The following is a 22,972-nucleotide window of genomic DNA, read 5'->3' on the forward strand; positions in this document are numbered from 1 at the left end:
GGCTGTCGGCTGCGGGTCTTTCACCGCACCGCCGACGGCAGGCAGCACGGAACCCCTCGGCGCACCGCCAACGGCAGGCAGCACGGAACCCCTCGGCGCACCGTCAACGGCAGGCGGCCCCGGGCTCTTCGGCGGGGCTGGTTCGGCCGGCGCGCCAGTCGCTGGGGGACATGCCGTATGCCGTACGGAAGCTGCGGCTGAAGTGCGTGGCGCTGGCGAAGCCCCAGCGTCTGGCGACGGCTGCCACCGTGATGTCGTCGCGTGCCGGGCGGGCCAGCTCGCGGCGGGCCTCTTCCAGGCGGCGGTGCTGGATCCATCGGCCGACCGTGCTGCCCCGCCCCTCGAAGAGCTTGTGCAGATAGCGGATGGAGATGTGCTGCGCTTCGGCGACGGTGGCCGGTGTCAGGTTGCGGTCCCGTAGGTTCGCGTCGACGTATGCGCGCAGGCTGCGCACCAGGGCCTCGCGGTCCTGTCCGTCCTCACGAGGGCCGGGGCCGGTGTCCTCGACGGCGAGGAGCGCAACGAGGTCGGCGACCGCACCGGCCGAGCGGAGCGCGGTCCGCGACGGGGGCCCGGGCTCCGCCGCGGCGATCTCGCGCAGGAGCGGGCCGAGCAGCGGCGTGACGGTTCCGTCGGCGAAAGGGGCCCGTTGTGCCAGGTCGTCCACCTGCCGGTCGGTGAGGGCCAGGGCGCGGTGCGGCACGCGCACCAGGTGCAGTTCGAAGTCCTCAGCCTCCTCCAGGGTGAAGCCCCGCGCCCCGTCGCGGACGAAGACGTCTCCGGGCAGGCAGGTCGCGGTGCCGTCCGGCCTGGCGAGTGTGGCCCGCCCCCTGATGTGGAGGCCCAGCAGAACGTACGGGTCGGTCAGGGCATCGGCGTCGGGCACGTGCCGGACCTGGCGCGCCGCTCCCCGGAGCGTGTGGATGCGGAGGAAGCCGATGGGGCGCGCGGTGGTGGTGTCCCCCATGGTAGGGGTGGGCGTGGTCGTCGTCACGCCGTCAGCCTGCTGCGGTCGGGCCCCGTTGACGAGAGCGTACGGCCTTCCCTGCGGGCAGGGGCACAAGCCGTGCACGCACAGGCAGCGCGGCGGTGCCACGGTGGTCGGAGGGCGATCAGGGAGAGTCATGGGTAGCGGGCAGGGTGACAGGACGCTCGTCGGCCGTCGGCGCGAACAGGCGCTGCTGGAGGGGTTCCTGGAGAACGCGCGCATTGGGGCCGGCGGTTCGGCGACGGTGCTGCGCGGCGACGCGGGTATCGGGAAGACGGCGCTGCTGGAGTGGACGGCCGTACGCGCGGCGCGGGAGGGCTTCACCGTCCTGCGTGTGGTGGGCAGCGAGTCGGAGTCCGGCATCGCCTTCGGCGCGCTGCACCACGTGCTGCTGCCGCTGCGGGAGAACTCCCGCGCCCTGCCCCCGCACCAGCGGCTCGCCCTGGAACGGGCCCTCGGGCTGCGCGAAGGACTGCCGCCCGCGGGGTTCATGGTGGGCGCGGCCGCGCTCGCGCTGCTCGCCGAGCAGGCGCGCCGCGGCCCGGTGCTGATCGTCGTCGACGACCTCCAGTGGGTGGACCCCACCAGCGCCGCCGTCTTCGTCTTCCTGCACCAGCGGATCATCGCTCTGCCCGTCGTCATGGTGTGCGCGAGCCGGTCCGACGGCTCCGCGCTGGAGGGCTGGCCCGCCCACCCGGTGGACGTCGAGGCGCTGTCGGGCGAGGACTCACGGACGCTGCTGCGGCGCTTGCACCCGGGGCTCGCCGCCGGTGCCGTCCGGCGAGTGGTCGCGGAGGCCGCGGGAAATCCCCTCGCCCTGGCCGAGTTGCCCGGCCGGTCGGCGGACGAGCACCGCTGGGGCGTCGTACCGCTGCCGGACCGGCTTCCGTTGGGCAGCCGGCTCGAGGAGGTGTTCGTGCGGCGGCTGCGGTCGCTGCCCGAGAGCGCGGCGCGCGTCCTGCTGCTCGCCGCGCTGGACGACGCGGCGGCCGTCGGAGACGATGCCGTGCGCCGGGCGGCACCGGGCGGCGCCGAACGGGTGCTGGGCGCGATCGAGGCGAGCGGGCTCGCCCGTTGGGACGCCACGGGGCGGTTGGTCTTCCGGCATCCTCTGGTGCGGAGCGCTGTGATCACCGCCGCCTCGGCGACCGAACGACGAGCCGCGCACCGGTCGTTGGCGGAGCGGCTGCGCGAGGACGACCCGCGTCGGCTGCTGCACGAGGCGTCCGCCGCCGATGGCCCGGACGAACGCCTCGCCCTCCGGCTCCAGGCCGCGGGTACGCGCATCGCGCTGCGCGGCGGCGACGCGGAGGGGGCCCTGCTCCTCGACCGCGCGGCCGCTCTCGGGACGGGTCCCGGCGACCGCGCCCGCCGACTGACGTGGGCCGCCGTGATGTCGGCGCGCGGCGGGCGGCTCGCGTACGCCGCGGAACTCCTGCGGGAGATCCGGCGCGGGCCGGTGCCGGAGGACATCGCCCCGCTCTTCGCCTACGCGGTCGTGTACGTCGACCAGAGCCACCACGTGGACTTCACCTCGTCCTTCGAGCTGCTGCCCGGGGCACTGGAGGCGCTGACAGCGCCCGGCGCGCCGGGCTTCGGCGATCTCGTCGAGCAGGTGGCGTTCAAGCTGCTGCTCGCGTCGGCCTACACCGGTGACCCGCGCGGCTGGGACATGCTGGAGCGGCACCGCGAGCACCTCTCCCCCGCCGTACGCCTGTGCCACCGCGCCTGGGCCGACCCGCCGCGCACGGCGCACGACGCGGAGACGGAAGTGCGGTCCCTGGTGGCGCGCGTCGCGGCCCGGCGGGAGACCGCGGCCGCCTGGCTGCTGCTCTGGGCGGCGTCGGCGGTGGACGCGGCCGACGAGGAGCTGCGGCGGCTCTTCGACGACGAGCACACGTACGCCACTCAGGGGTCCGTCGCGAAGGCGCGCTGCCATCAGGCGTTCCTGCGGGGCCGTTGGGACGCCGCCGAGGAGTGCCTGCGCGAGGCCGACACCGCGGAGGAGCTCGGCTACCACTGCAACGCCCTGCTCTTCCGGCACTATTACGCGCACTTTTTGGCGGGCCGGGGCGACGAGCGGGGGCTGCGCGACGTGCGGGCGCGGATCGGGCCCGTGGCGGCGTCCGCGCGCATGCGGTTCGTCACGGACCACCTGGACCGTCTCGACGCGCTGGCCGCGCTGGCACACGGGCGCCACGAGGAGGCGTACCTCCTGCTGCTCCGCGTGATGGCCCCGGGGCAGCTGCCGCGTGGCCTCGCATGGTTCCACCTTCCGTTCTTCGACTTCGTCGTGGCGAGCCTGCGGTGCGGCCGCCGGACGGAGGCGCTGGCCCACGTCGCGGCGGGGCGGGCCGCGCGGATGGACGCCGTCTCCGCGCACCACGCCTTCCTGCTGGCGGCCGCGGTGGCGGTCACGGCGGACGACGCGGAGTCGGACGCGGCGTACGCGGCGGCCTGCGCGGTGCCGGGCGCCGCTGAGTGGGTCTTCGACATGGCGCGGCTGCGGCTGCTGCACGGGGCGGGGCTGCGCCGTCGAGGACTGCGTGCCGAGGCGGTCGCGACGCTGCACGCCGCCGCCCGCGCCTTCCAGGGGCTGCGCGCCGACCCGTGGGTGGAGCAGTGCCGGGCCGAACTGCGGGCCTCGGACCATGCGTCGAGCGGCAAGGTGGTCCCGGCCGACGGGCTCACGGCGCAGGAGTTGCGCGTCGCCCGTCTCGTGTCCACCGGGCTCACGAACAAGGAGGCGGGCGCCGCGCTCCAGCTGTCGCCCCGCACGATCGGGGCTCACCTCTACCGGATCTTCCCGAAGTTGGGGGTCACGTCGCGGGCGGCTCTTGCGCGGGCGCTGCCGGATTCCTGAGTGACGTTCCCAAGGCTCGCGCGATGCCTGCCCGGGTGGTGATGCCGAGCTTGGGGAAGATCCGGTAGAGGTGCGCGCCGATCGTCCGCGGGGAGAGCGAGAGCCGCGCGCCGATCTGCCGGTTGGTGAGCCCCTGGGCCGCGAACCGGGCGATGCGTGTCTCCTGCGCCGAGAGCAGGGGGTGGTGTCCGGCTGTCCCGCCGGAGGCCCCGGTGTCCGCGTCGACCGCGTCGACCGCTTCGACCGCGGCGAGTTCGCGGGAGGCCCGCGCCGTCCAGGGTGTGGCGTCCAGGCGGGCGAAGGCGGTGAGCGCGGCACGGCAGTGCGCGCTCGCCTCCTCGGTCCTGTGCTGCCGGTGCAGCCACACGCCGTGTGCCAGGTGGGCCCTGGCGAGGGGGAAGGGCCAGCTCTCCGCGTCCCGCTGGGCGTACACGGCCGCGTACCGTTCGTCCGCCTCGTCGTCGACGGCGGCGATGGCCTCGGCGACGCTCACCAGGAAGGTGTGGTGGGCCGAGATGCGGGCGAGGCCGTACGTGCGGACAGCCCGCAGATGGCGCCGGGCCTCCTCGGTCCGCCCGCTGTCGACCGCGGCCTGTACGCGGTCGACGAGCGAGAGGTGCGTCCAGGGGCTGCGATCCTCGACCGCGTCGGGCGCGGTGAGGTCGCAGGCATGGAGCCAGGCCTCCTCGGCGTGCCCGTGGCCGAGCGCGCACAGCGTCCGCATGCCGCTCAGCAGGCCGGTGACCAGGCGCAGACGGTGTTCTGCCGCGCGGACGCCGAGCACCGGTTCCAGTGCGTCAAGTCCTGCCAGGTCCCCCCGGGCGGCGAGGATGTGTCCCGCGGTCTGCAGGAACAGCGTCTCGGCCAGCGCGTAGCCGTGTTCCGCGGAGGTCCGCGCGCCGTCGCGGGCGGCGGCGAGGGCGGCGGCGAGGGCGGTGTCCCAGTTCCCGTGCAGGTAGTCGTCGTGGGCGCGGAGGCTGTCCGTGAACGTCTGCGTGGCGTACGCGTGGCGGCGGGCGAACGCGTTCCAGAGCGTGCAGTGCTCGCCCAGGGAGTCGACGGCCGCGGCCGTCCAGAGCAGCAGCCAGGCTTCGGTGGTCTCGCGGTCCGCGGGCAGGGCCGCGACCGTCTCACGCAGCCGCCGCGGCACTTCGTGGGCGGCCGGGCGTGGGCCGGACCAGGCCTGTCGGCAGAGCTCCGCCGCGGCGGGGGCCGAGGGGTGCGCCGCGTGCCGGTCGACGGCGTCCCACGCCCGCTCGTCCCCGGTGAGGGCGGCCGCGACGAGGAGGAGGAAGAGGATCGGTCCGAGGAGGGCGGCGTGCTGGTCCGCGGCGTCCGGCGGCACCGGTGCGTCCAGGACGGCGGGCAGCAGTTCGATGGTGGGGCGTGGGTCGGCGTCGAGCTGGAGCCGGGTGCAGGCGACGGCGAAGGCGTACGGGGTGGCGGGTTCGGGCCTGCCCGGCCGTGCCGCGTCTTCGGCCTCGGCGACGTATTGCGCCGCCAGGTGCGGACGACCGGCGCGTACGGCCAGGGCCGCGGCGGCGACGAGACGGGCGGTCCTGTTCGTCCGGTCGGGGCTGAGTCCGGCCGCGCGTGCCATCAGCACCGTCGCCTCGGCGTCTCCGCCCTGGGCGGACATGCTGTCGGCCTCGGCGTGCAGCAGTGCGGCCAGTTCGCCGTCGGTGCCGAGTGCGGCGGCCGCGAGGTGCAGGGTTCGCCGCGAACTGTTGGCGGGCAGGGCGTCGGCGAGCAGGCGGTGGGCGGCGCGGAGCTCGGCCGGGGAGGCGGTGTGCGCCAGGGAGGCGCGGACCAGGGGGTGGTGGAACTCCAGTTGTTCTTGTTCCGGGTCGACGTGCGCGAGCCCGGAGCGTTCGATGTGCTCTTCGAGCCGGTGCCAGGGCGGGCCCGCGACGTGCTCGGCCAGGTCGCGCAGCACTGTGCGGTGGCGGGTGGAGGCGTCGCCGAGGGCGGCGACGAGCAGGAGGTTGCGGGCGGGGTCGGGCAGGGAGCGCAGCCTGTCCTCGTACAGCCGCCCGAGGCGGCCGCCCAGGGGCAGTGCGTCGAACAGCTCGGGCATCCGCGGCGGCGCGGGGCTCGCGAGGGATTCGGCCCGGTCGGCGTCGAGGCGCCGCACCTGCTCCGGGAGTTCACGCAGGGCGAGCGGGTTGCCCGCGGCCGCCCGCAGCACTCTGCGGCGCAGCCCCTCGGGCAGGGACGGGTGGTGGGTGCGCAGGAGCAGTTCGGCCTGTGGGGCGTCCAGCGGTGGCAGGTCGACCACCTGGCCCGCCACCAAGCAGGCGGAGGCGTCGTACTCCTCGCGGGCGGCGGTCCGGTCGCGGCGGGGCGTGGCTCTGGTGGGGCGGGAGTCGGTTCCGGTGGGGCCGGTCTCGGATTCGGTGGGGCCGGTCTCGGACCCGGTGAAGCCGATTGCGGACCCGAGGCCGGTCCCGGTCCCAGTACGGCCGGTCCCGGACCCGGTACGGCCGGTCTCGGATTTGGTACGGCCAGTCCCGGACCCGGTACGGCCGCGCTCAGACCCGGTACGGCGGGACTCGGACCCGGTACGGCCGGTCCGGGACCCGGTGAAGCCGGTTACGGGCCCGGTGAAGCCGGTCCCAGACCCGATACGGCCGATCGCGGCCCCGTTTCGGCGGGTCGCCGCGATGGCCACCACGGGCAGCGGGGCCAAGTGCCGCTGTACGTAACCGAACACGGCGACACTGGACGGGTCGGCCCACTGCAGGTCGTCCAGGAGTACGACGACGGGGCGGTGTGCGGCGGCGTGGGCGAGCAGGGTGAGGGCGGCGCCCGCCACCGCGAACCCTTCGGGCGGGGCCCCCTCGCGGACGCCCAACGCGCTTTCCAGGGCGTGCCGCTGGGGTTCGGCAAGCCCCTCCGCGTCGTCGAGGAGGGGCCAGAGGACCTGGTGCAGGGCGGCGAACGGCAGCCCCGACTCGGCCTCGGCGCCGGTCATCCGCAGCACGCGCAGGCCGGCCCGGCGGGCCGTCGCCTCGGCCGTTCCCAGGAGTGCCGTCCGCCCTGTGCCGGGGTCGCCGCGCAGGATGACGGACGTCCCGGTGGTGGCGATCCCGCCCAGGGCCGCGTCGATGACCGCGCGTTGCGTGTCGCGGCCGGTCAGCTCCGGCACGCCGTGGCGGGTCGCCCACGGTACGTCGCGGTCATGCAACTCCGGTACGCCGGCCCCAGCCCCAGCCCAAGCCCCAGCCCCCAGCTCGGCCCCCGCCCCCGCCGTACTCCCCTCACTCATGCCTCGCCCCCTACCATCAGCGATCACCGCTCAGCGCTTCAGGACGCCGTCCAGCCACTCCAGGACCTCGGGCGTCACCGGGTCGGCGAGGTCGGCGAACTCCTCGTGCTTCTTGAGGAACTTCGCCACGTAGGGGCAGACGGGCACGGCGCGCAGGCCCGTGCTCCGGACGTTCTCCAGCGCCTCGCGTACGAGGATCGAGGCCAGGCCCTGCCCGGCGTGGGCGTCGTCGATCTCGGTGTGGAAGAACACGCGCCGGTCGTCGCGGTCGCGGTAGGCGGTGAAGCCCGCGCTCTCGCCGTCGACAAGGATTTCGTAGCGGTGCCTGGCGTCCACGCGTCGGACGGTCGGGGTCAGTTCGGGTTGCGTCATCGTCGTTCTTCCTTTCAGGGGCGCGTCAGAAACGCGTCGGAGGAACACGTCAGGTACGCGCCGGGTTCTTGCGCGGTGCGATCGTGGCGTTCGGGAGGGCGGGCGCGGGGAGGCGGGCGCCGGGGTAGCCCTCGACCTCGCCGAAACGGTCGGACGCTGCTTCCGACGCCCGTCTGACCTCGACGATGTCCTCGTGGCTGCGGCCGATGAAGTTCCACCACACAGAGAGTACTCGGCGGCTTCCCGCAGGTCAGAGGCGCCTCGGCCCTCGGACGGTCAGCAACCGTCAGCATGGGACCTCGAGAGTCTGCGACCGATGGCGAAGTGGGGCCGAAGGGTGGCGGGGGCGCGCAAGGCAGCGAGTAACCGATCCAGCAGTTCAGGGTGAACGGAGTGAGGGGTGAACGGGGTGGCGCGGTGGTCGATGTCGCCGCCGGGTGACAGCGTCGCGAAATGGGCGGCGCTGTCGGCCTCGTACAAGTGGGCCAGGCAGGCAGTGTGGTCGTCGACGTGGACGCTGCGGCAGCCGACCGGATTGGTGGGGGTCGCGCCTTGGCCGCAGTGCGGCCAGTCCGGCGGTGTGCCGGACGGCGGTCCGCGGTCCGGGCACAGCGGCAGTCATACCTCAGGGACGTACCTGCGCCGTCGAGCAGTTGCTGGACCGGGCCGCAGCACGGCGGGAACTGAAGTTTCCGGTGCGCTGCGGTTCGGCGACGGCCGGCAGGGCGTACGTGATGACGAGCGAGGCGGCAAAAGGCAGTGTCGCGGCCACATTCCCTCGCTACCGGACGCTGGAGCGCGTGTTACCCGCTGATCCGACCGCAGTTTGTGCCGCTCCTGCCGGCTGACTCGCCAGCGATCACCCCGCCCCAAGAAACGCAGTAGCCTCTGGCGTCGAGGTAGACCGGCCCCGCGTACGACCGGTAATAACCGTCGTCATCGGCGTAGTCTCTGGTGTCGTCCCGCTGGACCCAGACGTACATGTGGACGGCGGGGCCCGGGGTGCTGCGGATTGTTACGGCACAGTTCTTTCCTGTCGCGGAGTTATAGGTCAGATAGGTCGTCCCTGCCTTCCCGATGTTGATCTGGTTGACGACTTTGTAGCCGGTGCCGCATGCCTTGTTGTACGCGGCCGCGGGTGCGGGCGGGGCTGCGGCCACCCCCGGGGCCATGACCATGACACTCCCTGCGGCCAGCGTCACGGCGACTCCTGCCATCCGGATGTATCCCCTGCGTTCCATACGCCCTCCCCGAGCTGGGTGCCGGCACACTGTCTGAGGCGCCGTCATGTTCTGTCGGCCGCTCCCCCGATGGCGCTCTTGCCAGAAAGGACACAGCCGGAGACCGTGCCAGTTGCACCCCGCGCTCCGCATTCCTGATGCCGGCACGATCCGGCACCACACCACACAGCAGCCCCTCTCTTCCTGCCGGACGGTGGGCCGGGCACCGCCTTCCGTCGACGCCTGGCCCAATGATCGGCGTACTCCTTATCGCTGTATGGCTCTGTCCCAGGCCGCGCACCCGGGCGCCGGTATTCGCGCGCTCGACAGTGGACCGCTGCCGGGCGCGCGTCGACTTCATGGGCCATGCGGATACGGAGTCTCAGTCGGCTTGCAGGCTGAAGGGCGGGTACGTGTCGGTGAGCAGACCGACGTAACTCTGCACCCGCAGGCTGTGGCGGTAGATACCCACGAGGATGTCTCGGAGCCTCTGCGGATAGGAGCCGGTGAACAGCACGGCGAAGAACCCCATGATCACGATGACTGTCGCCGCGACGCCGAAGACAGCCAGCGCCACGTAGTGCGGGACGGCGAAGAGCCATTTGACCAGGGGGCGCCACCGTGACATCTGCTCGGGATAGGCGAAGGTGACAATCGTGTGCGGATCGGCCCTGTCGTCGTCGGCGGTCGTCTGGAAGTCGAACGGCGGATAGTCCTCGTGCAGAAAAAGTACGTAGCTGGCGACGCGCCACTCGTAGCGAAGGGACATGGCGATCACGTCGAAGAGCGGGCGGGGGATGCGCCCGGTGAACAGCACGGTGAAGAAGGCGATCAAGGTCAGCACCACACGCAGCATGCTGAGCACGTAGGCGATCAGCAGGTGCGGAACAGCGAGGAGCCACTGTACGAACGGTCGCCAGCGGGCGATCTTCCGTGTGCCCTGAAGGTGGAGTTGAGCGGGGTAGGGAGTAGCCAGTGACATGGTGCCCTCCTAGGGCAGCCGTTCACGGGTGACGACGAACCGCCAGTGGTCCCGTCGTACGCTCACGCCATAGGCCTGTCAAGGTTTCGGGATGGAAGCACGGACTACGGCCTTGGGGCCCCGGGCCGCCCCGAAACCTCCGCCGCCGACCCGGACAACAGCTCGTTGTTCAGCTCCGTGGCCGGGCCCTCTTCGACGTGCGTCGAGGATGCCGATGCCTGCGCCTAGGCATTTCTTCGGGGCCGTCTCAGCCCGGTGACATGCCCCGCTCGACATCCACGAAGGTCGGCCGCCGGGACTCCGGCTCCAGCACCCTCACCCCAGGGCACACCGCCTTCAGCGCCGATATGGCCCGAGCCATCGCGGACGTACTGTGCGGGGAGTTGTACGTGGTGTAGAGCCGCCTGCCGACGCGCAGCTCCAGTACCACCTGGTCCTTCTCCTCGTACTCGTCGTACTCGTCGTACTCCTCGTACTTGCCGGACCCGGCGGATACCCAGGAGACCGGGCCGACCTGCACGGGTCGCACCTCGGTCAACGAGCCCAGCGCGTGAACACGGGTCCGCCCGTACCGTTGCCGCAGCCTCAGCCGGCCGGCCTGCTCGTCCACCCGTATCTCGACGACCGTGGCCCAGTGACGCAGCCAGCCGGTCAGGCGGACGCACATCCACACAACCGCGACCAGGCCCAGCGTGAGCCCTCCCTCCGGCCAGAGAGGGGCCAGGACAACCGCCAGCGGAAGCAGGACCCCCGCAGGAAGACCACCGGGCTCGAAGATCCAGAGCTTGGGAAAGGCCACCCAAAGGGCGTTACCTACACTGGAGTTGTCATCCATGGCTACAGAATGAGCGAGGGCACGCTCCGGCACCAGCGTCTCCGCATGCCTGGTGCTGTGACCGCATAGGTTCGCCCGGGTTGGTCGTCGTGGCTATCGGCCGCCGGGAATCGGGGCCGGTGACCGAAGCATTGTGAAGATGATCTCGGCCGGGCAGACCCGAGCCCCGAACGGGGCCGGTTCAGGAGAAGGACGGCGTCAGAGGCGAACGACTCAGGAGGCGGACGGCTCGATCTCCCCCGCGAAGACGATGACCTGGTCGATGAGGCTCCGCCGCAGATGGACGACGTCCGTTCCCGCCAGACGGGGGCCTCCGTCCGGCGTCGTGAAGACCCACTGGTACCGGGCCCACTCGTCCGGCATGTCCACCGCCGAACAGCGCACCATCGTGCCGGTCCCCGCGGGGTGACGCCGGATGTCCAGCACGAACCGCTCGACCGCCCCGATCCCCTCACTGCGGCCCAACGGCCCCCAGAAGACCACATCCGAGGTGAGGGCCTGGGAGAGCAGCGCAGTCACATAGCTGTCGTCCGAGGCGTTGAACGCGGAGATGAACGTGTCGATCGCGGACCGCGCGGTCTCTTCCTGCTCTTCCTGCATGCACCAGTAATACCAGTCGCCTCGCGGACCGCGCTCGTCCCCGGTCACAGCACTGGCCAACCTCGGGGAATGACGGACAGCGTCATGGCCCGCGCTCAAGAGGCAGAGTCGGGGGCGCCCACGATGTGCCCGGGGCGGCGGGCCTTCCGCTGTCGGCAGGACCGCACCGCCGACGCGCCCCGCTGTACCGCGGCCGACGCCCACACGACAGATCATCCAGCCGCCAACACCCACTGAGCAAGCGGTTGTCAGGGCGCCGACAGCACCAGTGCCGCGTTCTGCCCGCCGAAGCCGAGGGCCTGGCACAGGGCGATGTCCAACTGCTGGCGGCGGGGTGCGCCCCGAACGACGTCGAGGGGCAGGGCGGGGTCGTCGTGACGGTGGCCTGCCGTGGCGGGGACGACGCCGTGGTGGATGCTCAGGACGGTGTATGCGGCGGCGAGTGCGCCCGCTGCGCCGAGGGTATGGCCGGTCAGGGCCTTGAGAGAGGTGACCGTGCGACCTTCGCCGAGGGCGGCGCGAATGGCATGGGCCTCCGCCTCGTCGCTGCCGCGGGTGCCTGTGCCGTGAGCGTGCAGGTAGGCGACCTCACGGGGTGCGGCTCCGGCCTCGTGCAGTGCCGTACGGATCGCGGCCGCGGCACCGGCCCCGACGGGGTCGGGGGCGGCGACGTGATGGGCGTCGGCCGTGGTGCCGCAGCCGGCCAGGCGTGCGAGGGGGCGGGCGCCGCGTGCGCGGGCGTGTTCGTCGCGTTCAAGGACGAGCATGGCCGCGCCCTCGCCGACGACGAAGCCCGTACGGTCCCGGTCGAAGGGGCGGCATCTGCCGTCGGGGGCGAGGGTGCCCATGCGGCCGAGACCGGTGACGTAGAGCGGGGTGATGGCGGCGTCGGTGCCGCCCGCGATCGCGATGTCGCACGCCCCGGAGCGGATGAGGAGTGCCGCGGTGGCGAGGGCGAGGGATCCGGATGCGCAGGCTCCGGCCGGGGCCAGGCAGGGGCCGCGGGCCCCGAACTCGATGGCGAGGGCTCCGGCAGCCATGTTGGGAAGACACTTCGGCAGCAGGTACGGCGATACGTGGTCGACGCCGTGCTCGTCGAGGAGGCGCTGTTGTTCGGCCACGGTCTCGGCGCCTCCCACTGCCGTACCGCAGATCACTGCCACCCGCTCGGCTTCCCAGTCGGCGGGGTCAAGTCCGGAGATGGTGAGCGCCTCGGTTGCGGCCAGGTAGGCGAACTGGGTGTGGCGGTCGAAGCGCCACAGGCGGGCCGGGCCGACGGCCGCCTGTGGTTCGTATGCGGGGACGCGGCAGGAGTACTGCCAGGGCAGCCCCCGCAGCGCGGGATCGGGTGCGGCCGGTTCGGCGTCGGCGGTCAGCGCGGTCTTCCAGTTGGCGTCCACGCCTTGCCCGGCCGGGGAGATCATGCCGACGCCGGTGACGACCGGGCCGGGGCGGCGCAGGGTCACAGCGGCCGCCCCAGGGCGAGGGCGTGAGCCGCCTGGGCGAGGGTGAAGGAATCGTCGTAGCTGGTCCAGATTTCTTGACCGAAGTCGTTCGCGATCATCATGCCGAACTCCTCGATGGCGAGGGAGTCGAGGTCCAGCGAGGCGAACCGCGCTTCGGGCGTGAGGAGGGCGCGGGGCACCTCGAAGCGGGTGTGCAGGGTCTCGGTGAGCCGGTCGAGCACGTCGGCTGTCGAGGCACGGTCGAGGTCACTGGTCATGTGCGGCCTTTCTGACGAGGAGACGTTTCACGGGGTGAGAGCAGGCCAGGTGAGCGTCGCCGACCCCCAGGTGAGTCCCCCTCCGAACGCGGTGAGCAGGACCAGGGCACCCGCCGCGAGGCGCCGCTCGGCGGCCGCGTGGGCCAGGAGCAGGGGGATGGAGGCGCCCGCGGTGTTGCCCACTCGCTCGATGTTGGACAGGAAACGGTCCCGGGGAACGCCGAGATGCTCCGCGACAGCGCGTGTGATGCGGGCGTTCGCCTGGTGCGGGACCACGTGGTCGACCTGGTCCGGAGGCCATCCGGCGGCGTCGAGTACAGCACGGGAGGAGGCCGTCATCCGGCGGACCGCGTTCCTGAAGACCTCATTGCCCACGACCCGGGCGTAACGGTGGGTCCGTTGTGTGTCCGGAGGGAGCTGGGCCCCGGAGGAGCGCTGCCGCGATCCACCGGCGGGCATCAGGATCAGATCCTTGTGCGCACCGTCGCTGCCGAGGTCGAACTCCCCCACCGCGCCCGGCTCGTCGGGCGTGCCGGCCCGGACGACGACCGCGCCCGCGCCGTCCCCGAAGAGGATCGCCGCACCGCGGTCGAGCGGGTCCACGACGGTGGTGTAGGTGTCGGCGCCGATCAGCAGGACTCGTCGGGCGACGCCGCCACGGATGAGTCCGGTGGCGGTGGCCAGGCCGTAGACGAACCCACTGCACACGGCGCCCACGTCGAAGGCGGCGGCGCCGCCGAGTCCGAGGCGGTCGGCGACGTCGGGGGCGGTGGCCGGGGTGACGTGGTCGGGGGTGGAGGTGGCGAGCACGATCGCGTCCGGCGGCGGTCCGTCGGCCATCGCCAGAGCGGCCCTGCCCGCGTGGACGGCAAGGTCGGAGGTCGCGCCGCCGGGTTCGACCACGCGGCGCTCGGCGATGCCGGTGCGTTGGAGGATCCACTCGGGGTCCACTGCGAAACGCTCGGCCAGCTCGGCGTTGGCGAGCGTGCTGTGAGGTACGTATCCGCCGAAACCACACAGGACGGCGGCGGTTTGGCAGGCGTTCGCTCCTGGGTCAGGCATGGCTTGTCCTGGTGTCGGGGAGGGCGAGCGGTGCGCGCGGGCCGGGCACGGACGGCGCGACGGCGGGGGTGAGATGCGGGTCGGCGGCGCACAGGCCGAGGCGGTCGGGGTGCCAGCGGGCGGGGCAGGGGTCCTGGCCGGAGGGGGCGGGCAGGACGAGGTGGTCGGCGAGGCCGCCGTACTGCGACCGCAGTGCACCGCCCAGGTCGGCCGGCCGGTCGGTCCGGGTGGCGAACAGGTCGAGAGTGGCGTCATCGATCTGCTCGGCCATGCGGCGCCATCGGTCCGGCCCCGGTTCCAGGCTGAGTTCGGCAAGCCGGTCGGCGAGCGGTGCGAGGCCGTACGGCGCGAAAACGGGCCGGTAGGCGCGGGTGCCGCACCACAGGGCGACCAGGGTACGGGCCTGTTGCTCGGAGTCCGTGCGTTCGGCGGCGGTGCCGCCGGTGACCGTCAGGGGTGAGTGGATGAGGTGGAAGTCGGTGCGGTCGCGCCCGGAGCGGGCCAGTCCCCGTTCGAGGGCGGGCAGCAGTACCTCGATGAGATGGCGGCGGTTGGCGTAGGGCGGGGCGATCAGGCCGTCGGCGATCTCCCCGGCGAGTTCGGCGGCCTTGGGTCCGGTGGCGGCGAGCACGATGCGGGGCGGGCCGTACGGGCTCGGTGGAGGGGTGAAGAACGGGTTGGTGAGGGTGTGCTTGTAGAACTCGCCCCGGAAGCTCAGCGGGCGGTCCTCGTTCCAGGAGGACCAGATGTGGCGCAGGGCCGCCACGTACTCACGCAGACGGCCCAGGCGCCGGTCGCCAGGCATGGAGTAGCGGTGTTCCAAGTTGGCGCGGAACTGCGGGCCCAGGCCCAGGGTGAGGCGGCCGCCGCTGGTCGTGTGGAGGTCGTGGGCGGCGAGCGCGGTGGTCATCGGGGAGCGGGCCAGTGCGATCAGCACGCCGGTGCCCAGTGGCAGCGTGCTGGTGACGTGAGCGGCGACGGCGAGCGGCAGCAGCGGGTCGTGGTTCTGCTCCTGCGCCCACAGACCGCCGTAGCCGTACGACTCACAGGCGGTGGCCGCGGCCGCCGGGTCCGGTGGGAGCGCGGCGGTGTCGAAGCGCAACGGGGTCAGGAGGCGGTCGATGCGCACAGCGGGTGGTGCGGCGCGGGCGGCGCGAACGCGCAGTGTGGCCGGTGCGCCGTTTCGCCGGGGAAGTTCGAGGGCTGCGACCAGCCGGTCGAGGTAGGCGGCGTCAAGCGGTGGGGCGGTGACGCCTGTCTCGGTGAGCGCCTTCCAGGTGGCATCCGCACGCACGGAAGGGAAGACGTGCTCCTCGCCGAGGGCCAAGAGGTATCGGCCGACATCGCGCAGCGCCGCCATCGGTTGGACGTCCGGATCACCCGCATGGTCCTCGACCCGCTGCCACCACAGGGCCGGCGGCAGCGGGTCGAGGCGGTGCCCGGCCCGGCGCAGGGCGCCGAACAGGTCGGTCAGGGGCAGGGGGTCGGGCTGGACCAGATGGTAGGCGCGCCCGGACGGCGCGTCTGCGCGGTTGACGAGTGCGACCAGGGCGCGGGCGACCACGTCCACGCGTTCGGCCGGTGTCGCCGAGGCGGTCGTGGGCGCCGCGCCGAGGGCAACCGCCGCGCGCATCAGCGGCACGAGCAGATCGGCGGCGGGTGCGGTGCGACCGGTGCGGGAATGGCCGGTGACCACGGCAGGACGGTAGATGTGCACCGGCAGCCCGAACTCCGCGGCGGCGCGGCGCAGTTCGCCCTCGCAGGCCGCCTTGGTCCGCGGATAGCCGAATGGCCCGGAGGTCAGCTCGGTGACCGGGGTGTTCTCGTCGACCTCGGCCAGCCCTTGCCGACGGGCCGCGAGCAGCGTGCCCAGGGTGGAGACGTGGTGGAAGACCGGAGGGCGGCCGGTCAGTTCCTGGCGGCGACGGGCCAGTGTGAGCAGGTGCCGCAGCGCCCCGAGGTTCACTGGCGCCAGCTCCTCGTAATCCGCGACGAGGTTGATGCTCGCCGCGCTGTGGACGACGGTGTCGACGGACTCTGCCAGCGCGTCGAAGACATCGCCCGGCAGGCCGAACCCGGATCGCTGGAGGTCGCCGGGGAGCGCGGACAGCCGGTGGACCGCCCGCGCGGGCGGCTCGTCCAGGGCCGAGAGGCGCGCCTCCAGGCGGGCGCGGGCCGCTTCCGGGTCGGCGGCGCGCACCAGGCACAGCACGGTCGCGGTGGTGGCCGTGAGGAGTTCGGCGCACAGATGCCCGCCGAGACTGCCGGTGGCGCCGGTGAGCAGTACCGTACGCGGCGGACCGCTCGGCGTGAGCGTAGGAAGAGAGCCGCTCATGCCGCGGGGTCTTCCGCGTCCGCCTGCAATTCGGCGACCAGGGCGTGCACCCCTTGGGCACGCAGCAGCTGTGACACCGTGATCTCGTGTCCGTGTTCGCGGCGCAGTCGGACGGTGAGTTCGGTGGCCATGAGGGAATCGACACCCTGCCGGTTGAGTGGTTGTTCGCGGTCGACGTCCTCGGTGGTGAGGCCGAGCGACCATGCGACCTGTTCGACGAGCCAGGACTCCAGGTCCGACGCGTCGGCGCCAGGAGCCGTGTCGGCCGGCCGGGCGGAGTGCGGGGAGCGGGGTTCGGCGACGGGGGTCTGCGCCGGGGCGGTGCCGTGCTCGGCTGAGGGGGGCGCGGGCACCGGTTCCTGCCGGGCCTTCGGGGCCTCGGTCTGTGACGCGGCCCGCGGCTGAGGCACTGGTACGTCCTCGGGAGCGGGCCGGGGCCGGAGCCGCTCCTCGTCCTCCCCCGGCGCGTCGGCGTGGAGCGGTCCGTCCCCGAGGAGGTTCCGAAGGATCGGCGCGGATGCGTCGCGCGGTGCGTGAGCGACGTAGCGCTGCCAGTCGGCCGGGAGGTACACCATTCGGCCGTCGTCTTCGCGACGGTCGGGGCGGAGCATCTCCGCGAACAGCGGCGCGGCCTCCTCGGGCCTGATCGGGCGCATCCCGGGAGGCCGTACGTCATGACCACCGCGCTCGCTGAGCCGGTGGGCGAGGCCGGTCCCGCTCCAGTAACCCCAGTTGACGACGGTGGCGGGCAGTCCGGCCGCGCGGCGGTGGGCGGCGAGGGCGTCGAGGAAGGCGTTGCCCGCCGCGTACGCGCCCAGGCCGCCTCCCGTGCGCAGCCCGCTGAGCAGCGAGACCGCCGATGAGAACAGGACGAAGAAGTCGAGGTTCTGGCCTGCGAAGAGGCGGTGCAGGACCCAGCCGCCCGCGACCTTGGGCCGCATGGTCCGGTCGAGGTCGGTCTCCGTCAGGCTCGCCACGGGAACCGGTTCGAGGACGGCGGCGGAGTGGACCACTCCGGTGACCGGCGGGAGCCCGCGCGCAGCGCGACGGTCGATCAGGGCGGCCATGGCCCCGGCGTCGCCGACATCGACCGCCGCGTACTCCACGTCCACGCCTGCCGTACGCAGTTCAGCCAACAACTGCTCACGCGGATCGGCGGAGTTCGCGTCCGCGCTGAGACCTTCGGTGCGACCGGTAATCAGCAGATACCGTGCTCCCTGGTCGGCGAGCCATGCGGCGCACAGGCCGCCGACTCCGCTGAGTCCTCCGGTGACCAGGTACGTGGCGTCGAGCCGAACGGCGACATCAGTCGTCGTACGGGCAGTGACCGCCGGCATTCTCAGGACGAGTTTACCGAGGTGCCCCGCGCGGGCCAGCAGAGCGAAGGCCTCCGTCGCCCGGTCCGCCGGATACACCGTCACCCGTGGTGGTTCCAGCTCGCCGCGCTCCATGAGCCCGGTCACTTCACGCAGCAGGACCCCCAAGCGCTGCGGATCGCGGTGCAACAGGGCATACAGGTGGATGAGGTGGTAGGAGCGCCCGGGAGCGTACAGGCTCATCGGCAGTGGCCGTCCGTCACGTACGTCGTTGACGGAGATGTCGACGTAGCGTCCGAAGGGGCTGAGCAGTGAGAAGTTCACCTCGACGGCTTCCCCGACGAGAGTGTTGAGGACGACGTCGACGCTGCCGAGGCCCGCGTCGTCGTCGGGGGTGCGGAAGGCTTCGGCGAAGTCGGTTCCGCGTGAGTCGGCGACTTTGGCGGCGCCGAGCTTCAGCAGAAGGTCGCGCTTCTCCGCTGTCCCGGCGGTGGCATACACGACGGCGCCCCGGCGCAGGGCCATGTCGAGTGCGGCAAGGCCGACGCCGCCGGTCGCCGAGTGGATCAGCACCCGCTCTCCCGGTTGGAGCCGGGCGAGTTCGACCAGTCCCAGGTACGCCGTCACCGCGGCGACCGGGAACGCGGCGGCTTCGGCGGGGCCGAGCTGCCGCGGCCTGTGAACGGTGCAGCACGCACGGGTCACCAGGTGGGTGCGCAGCGCGGGACGGCCGAAGGCCATGACCGCGTCGCCGACCGCGAGACCGGTGACCGCGCTGCCGACGCGGGTGATGGTTCCGGCGCATTCGCCGCCCAGCGCTTCGGGGCCGTGGCCCTCCCCGCCGAGGCCGAGGAGCGCGGAAAGGACGTCGTGGTAGTTCAGACCCCCATGGGATACCTCGATCTCCACCTCGTCCGGGCCCGGCGCGGGCCGCTCGGCAGGACGCAGCTCCAGACCGCCGAGACCACCCGATGTCTCCAGAGCGGCCGCCCCGGCGTGCTCCGAGACGGCAGTGGTGGCGGGGCGCAGGCGCGGGACGAGGCGGCTCGTGCCGCGCAGCGCGATCCGGTCCTCGTTGTCCGGAGCGCACAGAACGCGGGCCAGCCGCGCTGCCTCACCGCCGTCAGGCCCCTCGGGGGTCAGGTCGATGAGCGTGGTGGACGTGAGGTGCGGTCCTTCGAGGCCGATGGTGGGCACGAGTCCCCAGAGAGCGGCCTGCCACGGTGCAGGGCAGGCGTTGTCGGGCCTTACGGCTTGTGCGCCGCGTGTCACCGTGAACAGACCGGGTGCCGCGTCGAGTTCCGCCAGCCGCACCGCCTTGGGCAGAAGGAGGGCGCCCGTGCACAAGTCTGTGGCGGCCCATTGCACGGCGTTCTCCGACGCCTCCTCATCCGGGCCGCAGTCGAGCGCCGCGAGATTCACCACGCCGCGGATCGGGCCGCCCCGCCCGACCTCCTTGAGAAGGCGGACCACGTGCTCCTCGGATTCCAGGTCGGCGCGGAACCGCCCGGTGCCCGTGGAGGCGTATCGCCCCGAGGGACGTACTGACGCGACCGTGCAGCCCAGGTCGCACAGCGCGCCCCGCAGCTGCTCGTCGAACGCCGAACCGGAGCCGATCAGCAGCCAGGTTCCGGCCTCGTCGGCCGCAGAGGTCGGGGCGTCGGGGACCGGCTGCCAGTCGAGGGTGAGGAACCCGTCGTCCGCGCGGGGCGCTGTGGCACCGCGCGGTGCGAGTCCCGCCGTGACGATGTCGGCAACCTCAGCGACCAGACGTCCTCTGACGTCGTAGACACTCACGTCCGCGCTATGCGGGTCCTTGGCCGAGACGTGTGCCCACAAGGGGCCACGGACGCGCGGGGTGTGCAGTCGCACGCTGCCCAAGCTGTCCAGCACGAACCCTCGCTCGTCCGCCGCGTCAGAAGGCGGCAGGAACGCGGCGACGGCCTGTAGGCAGCTGTCGAGGGAGCCGGGGTGGATGCGACAGCCGTCGTCGGGCATGGGGGCGGGGCGCAGCCGGGCCAGGATTTCCCCGTCGCCGGCCCACAGCTCGGTGATGCAGCGGAAGGCGCCCTGCCAGTCGTTGCCGCGGCGTGCGGAGTCACGGTAGAAGCGCGCACCGGCCTGCCAGGCGCGGCAGCGCCCGCGCAGGTCGTCCAGGGCGTCCAGGGCGTCCAGGGCGTCCAGGGGCGCATACGGGGTGTGCTGCCCGGTGGCCGACGTGAGCCGGAGTACCGCGTGGGTGGTCCAGCGGCGGGCATCGCAATCGCGGCTGTCCACCTCGATGCGCCAACCGTTCCCGTCGCCGTTCCCGTCCTTCGTGGCGGTGACGCGCAGCTCGGTATGCCACGGGGCGTCGTCGTCGAGGAGCAGGATTTCCCTCAGGCCGATGCGGGTCAGCTCGGTGTCCTCCGCTATGCCCAGCGATTCGGCGGCGGCCAGGCCGAGTTCGAGGTACGCGGCGGCCGGCATGAGTGGCCGGTCGTCGACGCGGTGGCCGAGCAGGAAGGCGTGCCGTTCGCGGTCCAGCGTGCGTTGCCAGCGCACAGCGCCCTCCGGAGCATCGGCACGCACGCCGAGCAGAGGGTGGTCGTTGGCCTGGCGCACGAGGGGCGGCTCCTCACGGGTGAGTGCGGGCGTGGATCCAAGGAGAGCGGAGGGTGAGGCGTCGGACGCCTCGGCTGGTGTCGGCTCGGTGCTGTCCAGCGGCGGCCAGGGGAAGTCGGCGGCCTGGAACCAGTGCCGGGAGCGCTGCCAGGGGTAGCCGGGCAGGTCCAAGGCGCCGATGGCGGGACCGAGCGCCTGGTCCCAGTCGGGGTCGAAGCCGGCCGCGTACAGGGCGGCCAACGATTCGTACAGGCTGGGCAGTTCCGGCTTGTCGCGGCGCAGCGACTGCAGAACCGTCGCGCCGGGCCGGGACAGCGCGTTCATGAGTACCGGGTGTGCCGACATGTGCAGGAAGACGGTGGGCCGATCGGCCAGCAGGGAGCTGACGACAGGGTTCAGGCGGACCGGTTCGCGCAGGTTGCGCCACCAGTAGTGGCGGTCGAGCACCGTGCCGTCGAGGGGTCCGGCGGTGACGGTGGACAGGAACGGCACGGATGTCTCGCGCGGCATCAGATCCGCGAGAGACTCCAGAAGCGGAGCACGTACCGGGTCGACGCAGGAGGTGTGCGCCGCGTACCCGGCCTTGACCCGTACGCAGGAGACGGCCGACTCCTCGCAGCCCGCCACGATCCGGTCGATCTGTTCCGGCGTCCCGGCCAGGACGCTGGAGCCCGGGCTCTCCTCGACAGCGACTTCCGCGGTGGCGCCGAACGCCCTCAGCAGGTCCGGGACTTCAGCGGACGCGACCTCCACCCAGCACAGTGCGCCCCCTTCGGCTAAATCGTCGATGAGCGCCGCCCGGACACAGCTGGCGCGGCCAGACTCTTCCAGGGTGAGCGCTCCGGCACAGTACGCGGCGGGAATCTCGCCCTGGCTGTGGCCGATGACGGCGTCGGGGGCGACGCCCCAGGACCGCCACAGTGCCGCCAGGGACACGCTCATCGCCCAGAGCACGGGCTGGATCCGCGCCGTCCGCTCCATCCAGGAGGTGTCGTCACCGAGGAGCGTCTCGATGAGCGGGAAGCCGCCGTACTCCTCGATGACAGCGTCACACTTCTCCATGGCTTCCCTGAACGCGCTTTTCTCTGCGAGGAGTTCACGGCCCATTCCCGCCCACTGCGAGCCCTGTCCCGGGAAGACGAAGACGAGACGGGGGCGCGGACCAGGAGACGAGACCGCGGTACCGGGCCGGGGCGCGTCGGCCAGGAAGTCGCGCAGCGCCCGTGCCGCCGCCTGCGAGGAATCCGCCGGCAGTGCGAGCCGGTGCGGATGGTGGTCCCGCCGTGTCGCGGCTGCGGCGCCCACCCGGTCGATCGCTGCCGCACGGGGCGACTCCAGAAGCTGTGCATAGCGTTCAGCGAGTTCGCAGAGCGCCGCCCGGGACCTGGTGGAGACGGTCAGTACCGTCGGGCGCTCGCCGGGTTCTGCAGCCGACTGGGGCGTCTTGGGGGCGCTGGTCAGCACCAGGTGCGTGTTGGTGCCGGTGGCGCCGAAGCCGTTGACCCCGGCGAACAGGCGGCCGGTGGGGGGCAGCTCTGTGAGATGCCGGGGCAGCCGCAAGGGGGCGGTGGCCCAGTCGAGCGCCGGGGTGAGGTCGGTCAGCCACGGGTTGCCGGGAACCTGCCGCTGTTCCAGGGACAGCACCGCGGAGATCAACGCCACCGCCCCTGCGGCGGGCTCGCTGTGTCCGACGGTCAGCTTGGACGACGTCACGAGACACTTCTCGCGCCCCGCCTCACGCTCACCCATGGCCTGGGCCAGCGCTTGGAGTTCGACGGCGTCCCCGGCCGGGGTCGCAGTGCCGTGCGCCTCGACAAAGTGCACGTCACACGGGTCCACACCGGCGTCGGCATACGCGGCGGCGAGCAGCTCCGCCTTGCCCTGCACGCTGGGCGCCGCGATCCCGGCCCCGGCGAAACCGTCGTTGTTGACGGCGCCGCCCAGGATGACCGCACGCACCCGGTCACCGTCGGCGAGGGCCCGGGCGAGGGGCTTGAGGACGACGACGCCGACGGCCTCACTGCGCACGTACCCGTTGGCGGCGGCATCACCGAACCGGCACCTCCCGTCGGGGCTGAGCGCGCCCGCCGTCGCAAAGGTCAAGGTGTTGTACGGGGTGAGAATCACGCTTGAGCCGCCTGCGAGCGCCACCGTGCAGTCGCCCGCCCGCAGGCTTCGGCAGGCCAGATGGACGGCGGTCAGCGACGACGCGCACGCCGTGTCGACCGTGACCGCGGGGCCGCGCAGGTCGAAGGCGTACGCGAGGCGCCCGGCGAGTGCGCTGCCGGTGCAGCCCGCCTCGGCGTAGATGTCCAGGGCTTGGGGTTCGCCGATCTGACGCAGCCAGTAGTCGGTGTTGACGCCGCCCATGAACACCCCGGTGCCCTGCCCCTCCAGCCTCGCGAGCAGCGCCCCGGCGTCCTGCACGGCCTCGTAGCCCACCTCCAGCAACTGGCGTACCTGGGGGTCGATGCGACGGGCCTCGCGCGGCGACATCCCGAAGAACGCCGCGTCAAACAGGTCGAGTCCCGGAAGGAAGCCACCGCGCCGCGTGGGGACCTTCCCCGGGGTGCGTGGCTGGGGGTCGTACAGGGAGTGCATCCATGGGCGGTCGGACGGGGCGTCGGCGACACCGTCACGGCCCTCGGCCATCAGCTGCCACAGAGCCTGCGGATCCGGTGCTCCGGGGAACCGGCCGCTCATGCCGATCACGGCGATGGCGTCGCCGGGCAGGTCACGATCGCCTGGCTCATCTGCGTCAGGGCCACCGTGGAAACTGGGGGCGGACGTGCGCATCTGCTCAA

At 72.6% G+C, this 22,972-nt stretch carries 13 protein-coding genes and 1 pseudogene; 1 reads left to right on the forward strand and 13 read right to left on the reverse strand.

Annotated elements, in window-relative coordinates; all coding sequences use genetic code 11:
• Window positions 1-103: 103 nt before the first annotated feature.
• Window positions 104-994 (reverse strand): helix-turn-helix domain-containing protein, encoded by an 891-nt coding sequence (locus tag NOO62_RS01030; RefSeq protein WP_268768979.1) that lies wholly within the window; start codon window positions 992-994, stop codon window positions 104-106.
• A gap of 130 nt (window positions 995-1,124) precedes the next feature.
• Between NOO62_RS01030 and NOO62_RS01035 the strand changes: the two genes are divergently transcribed.
• Window positions 1,125-3,851 (forward strand): helix-turn-helix transcriptional regulator, encoded by a 2,727-nt coding sequence (locus NOO62_RS01035; RefSeq protein ID WP_268768981.1) that lies wholly within the window; start codon window positions 1,125-1,127, stop codon window positions 3,849-3,851.
• On the opposite strand, the gene NOO62_RS01040 is transcribed toward NOO62_RS01035, so the two are convergent.
• The 12 genes and pseudogenes from NOO62_RS01040 to NOO62_RS01095 form a co-directional block, all read right to left on the reverse strand.
• Window positions 3,808-7,119, reverse strand: a complete 3,312-nt coding sequence (locus NOO62_RS01040) for a LuxR family transcriptional regulator (protein ID WP_268768982.1) — start codon at window positions 7,117-7,119, stop codon at window positions 3,808-3,810. The genes NOO62_RS01035 and NOO62_RS01040 overlap by 44 nt on opposite strands.
• Window positions 7,120-7,149: 30 nt before the next feature.
• Window positions 7,150-7,491 (reverse strand): GNAT family N-acetyltransferase, encoded by a 342-nt coding sequence (locus NOO62_RS01045; protein WP_268768983.1) that lies wholly within the window; start codon window positions 7,489-7,491, stop codon window positions 7,150-7,152.
• A 49-nt stretch (window positions 7,492-7,540) separates the two neighbouring features.
• Window positions 7,541-7,714 (reverse strand): annotated as a pseudogene (locus NOO62_RS01050) (pirin family protein); the annotation flags it as partial.
• Between the two features lie 580 nt (window positions 7,715-8,294).
• The gene (locus NOO62_RS01055) at window positions 8,295-8,708 is read right to left on the reverse strand and encodes a spore-associated protein A (RefSeq protein ID WP_414930966.1); all 414 of its coding nucleotides are present in this window, start codon (window positions 8,706-8,708) and stop codon (window positions 8,295-8,297) included.
• A 385-nt stretch (window positions 8,709-9,093) separates the two neighbouring features.
• Window positions 9,094-9,693, reverse strand: a complete 600-nt coding sequence (locus NOO62_RS01060) for a DUF4389 domain-containing protein (protein WP_268768985.1) — start codon at window positions 9,691-9,693, stop codon at window positions 9,094-9,096.
• Between the two features lie 247 nt (window positions 9,694-9,940).
• Window positions 9,941-10,492 (reverse strand): hypothetical protein, encoded by a 552-nt coding sequence (locus tag NOO62_RS01065; RefSeq protein WP_268768987.1) that lies wholly within the window; start codon window positions 10,490-10,492, stop codon window positions 9,941-9,943.
• A gap of 249 nt (window positions 10,493-10,741) precedes the next feature.
• Window positions 10,742-11,128 (reverse strand): nuclear transport factor 2 family protein, encoded by a 387-nt coding sequence (locus tag NOO62_RS01070; RefSeq protein WP_268768988.1) that lies wholly within the window; start codon window positions 11,126-11,128, stop codon window positions 10,742-10,744.
• Between the two features lie 248 nt (window positions 11,129-11,376).
• Complete coding sequence (locus tag NOO62_RS01075) at window positions 11,377-12,594, reverse strand: beta-ketoacyl-[acyl-carrier-protein] synthase family protein (RefSeq protein WP_268768989.1); 1,218 nt, start codon at window positions 12,592-12,594, stop codon at window positions 11,377-11,379.
• Complete coding sequence (locus tag NOO62_RS01080) at window positions 12,591-12,851, reverse strand: hypothetical protein (protein WP_268768990.1); 261 nt, start codon at window positions 12,849-12,851, stop codon at window positions 12,591-12,593. Before NOO62_RS01080 ends, NOO62_RS01075 begins: the two co-directional genes overlap by 4 nt.
• A 27-nt stretch (window positions 12,852-12,878) precedes the next feature.
• Window positions 12,879-13,913 carry a beta-ketoacyl-ACP synthase III gene (locus NOO62_RS01085; RefSeq protein ID WP_268768991.1) on the reverse strand — a complete coding sequence of 345 codons (1,035 nt, stop codon included), beginning with the start codon at window positions 13,911-13,913 and terminating at the stop codon, window positions 12,879-12,881.
• Window positions 13,906-16,248: a TIGR03617 family F420-dependent LLM class oxidoreductase gene (locus NOO62_RS01090; protein ID WP_268768992.1), complete on the reverse strand. Its 2,343-nt coding sequence runs from the start codon at window positions 16,246-16,248 to the stop codon at window positions 13,906-13,908. Before NOO62_RS01090 ends, NOO62_RS01085 begins: the two co-directional genes overlap by 8 nt.
• A complete protein-coding gene (locus NOO62_RS01095; protein ID WP_268768993.1) occupies window positions 16,245-22,964 on the reverse strand; it encodes a type I polyketide synthase in 6,720 nt (2,239 codons plus the stop codon). The genes NOO62_RS01090 and NOO62_RS01095 overlap by 4 nt, the downstream gene beginning before the upstream one ends.
• Window positions 22,965-22,972: the final 8 nt, after the last annotated feature.

It is taken from the genome of Streptomyces sp. Je 1-369 (assembly GCF_026810505.1).
Taxonomy (GTDB): Bacteria; Actinomycetota; Actinomycetes; order Streptomycetales; family Streptomycetaceae; genus Streptomyces.

Bases quoted from the DNA above. Each gene is read 5' to 3' on its own strand.
- NOO62_RS01035 (WP_268768981.1), top strand. From the start codon at position 1,125: ATGGGTAGCGGGCAGGGTGACAGGACGCTCGTCGGCCGTCGGCGCGAA.
- NOO62_RS01040 (WP_268768982.1), bottom strand. From the start codon at position 7,119: ATGAGTGAGGGGAGTACGGCGGGGGCGGGGGCCGAGCTGGGGGCTGGG.
- NOO62_RS01045 (WP_268768983.1), bottom strand. From the start codon at position 7,491: ATGACGCAACCCGAACTGACCCCGACCGTCCGACGCGTGGACGCCAGG.
- NOO62_RS01055 (WP_414930966.1), bottom strand. From the start codon at position 8,708: ATGGCAGGAGTCGCCGTGACGCTGGCCGCAGGGAGTGTCATGGTCATG.
- NOO62_RS01060 (WP_268768985.1), bottom strand. From the start codon at position 9,693: ATGTCACTGGCTACTCCCTACCCCGCTCAACTCCACCTTCAGGGCACA.
- NOO62_RS01070 (WP_268768988.1), bottom strand. From the start codon at position 11,128: ATGCAGGAAGAGCAGGAAGAGACCGCGCGGTCCGCGATCGACACGTTC.
- NOO62_RS01080 (WP_268768990.1), bottom strand. From the start codon at position 12,851: ATGACCAGTGACCTCGACCGTGCCTCGACAGCCGACGTGCTCGACCGG.
- NOO62_RS01085 (WP_268768991.1), bottom strand. From the start codon at position 13,913: ATGCCTGACCCAGGAGCGAACGCCTGCCAAACCGCCGCCGTCCTGTGT.
- NOO62_RS01090 (WP_268768992.1), bottom strand. From the start codon at position 16,248: ATGAGCGGCTCTCTTCCTACGCTCACGCCGAGCGGTCCGCCGCGTACG.
- NOO62_RS01095 (WP_268768993.1), bottom strand. From the start codon at position 22,964: ATGCGCACGTCCGCCCCCAGTTTCCACGGTGGCCCTGACGCAGATGAG.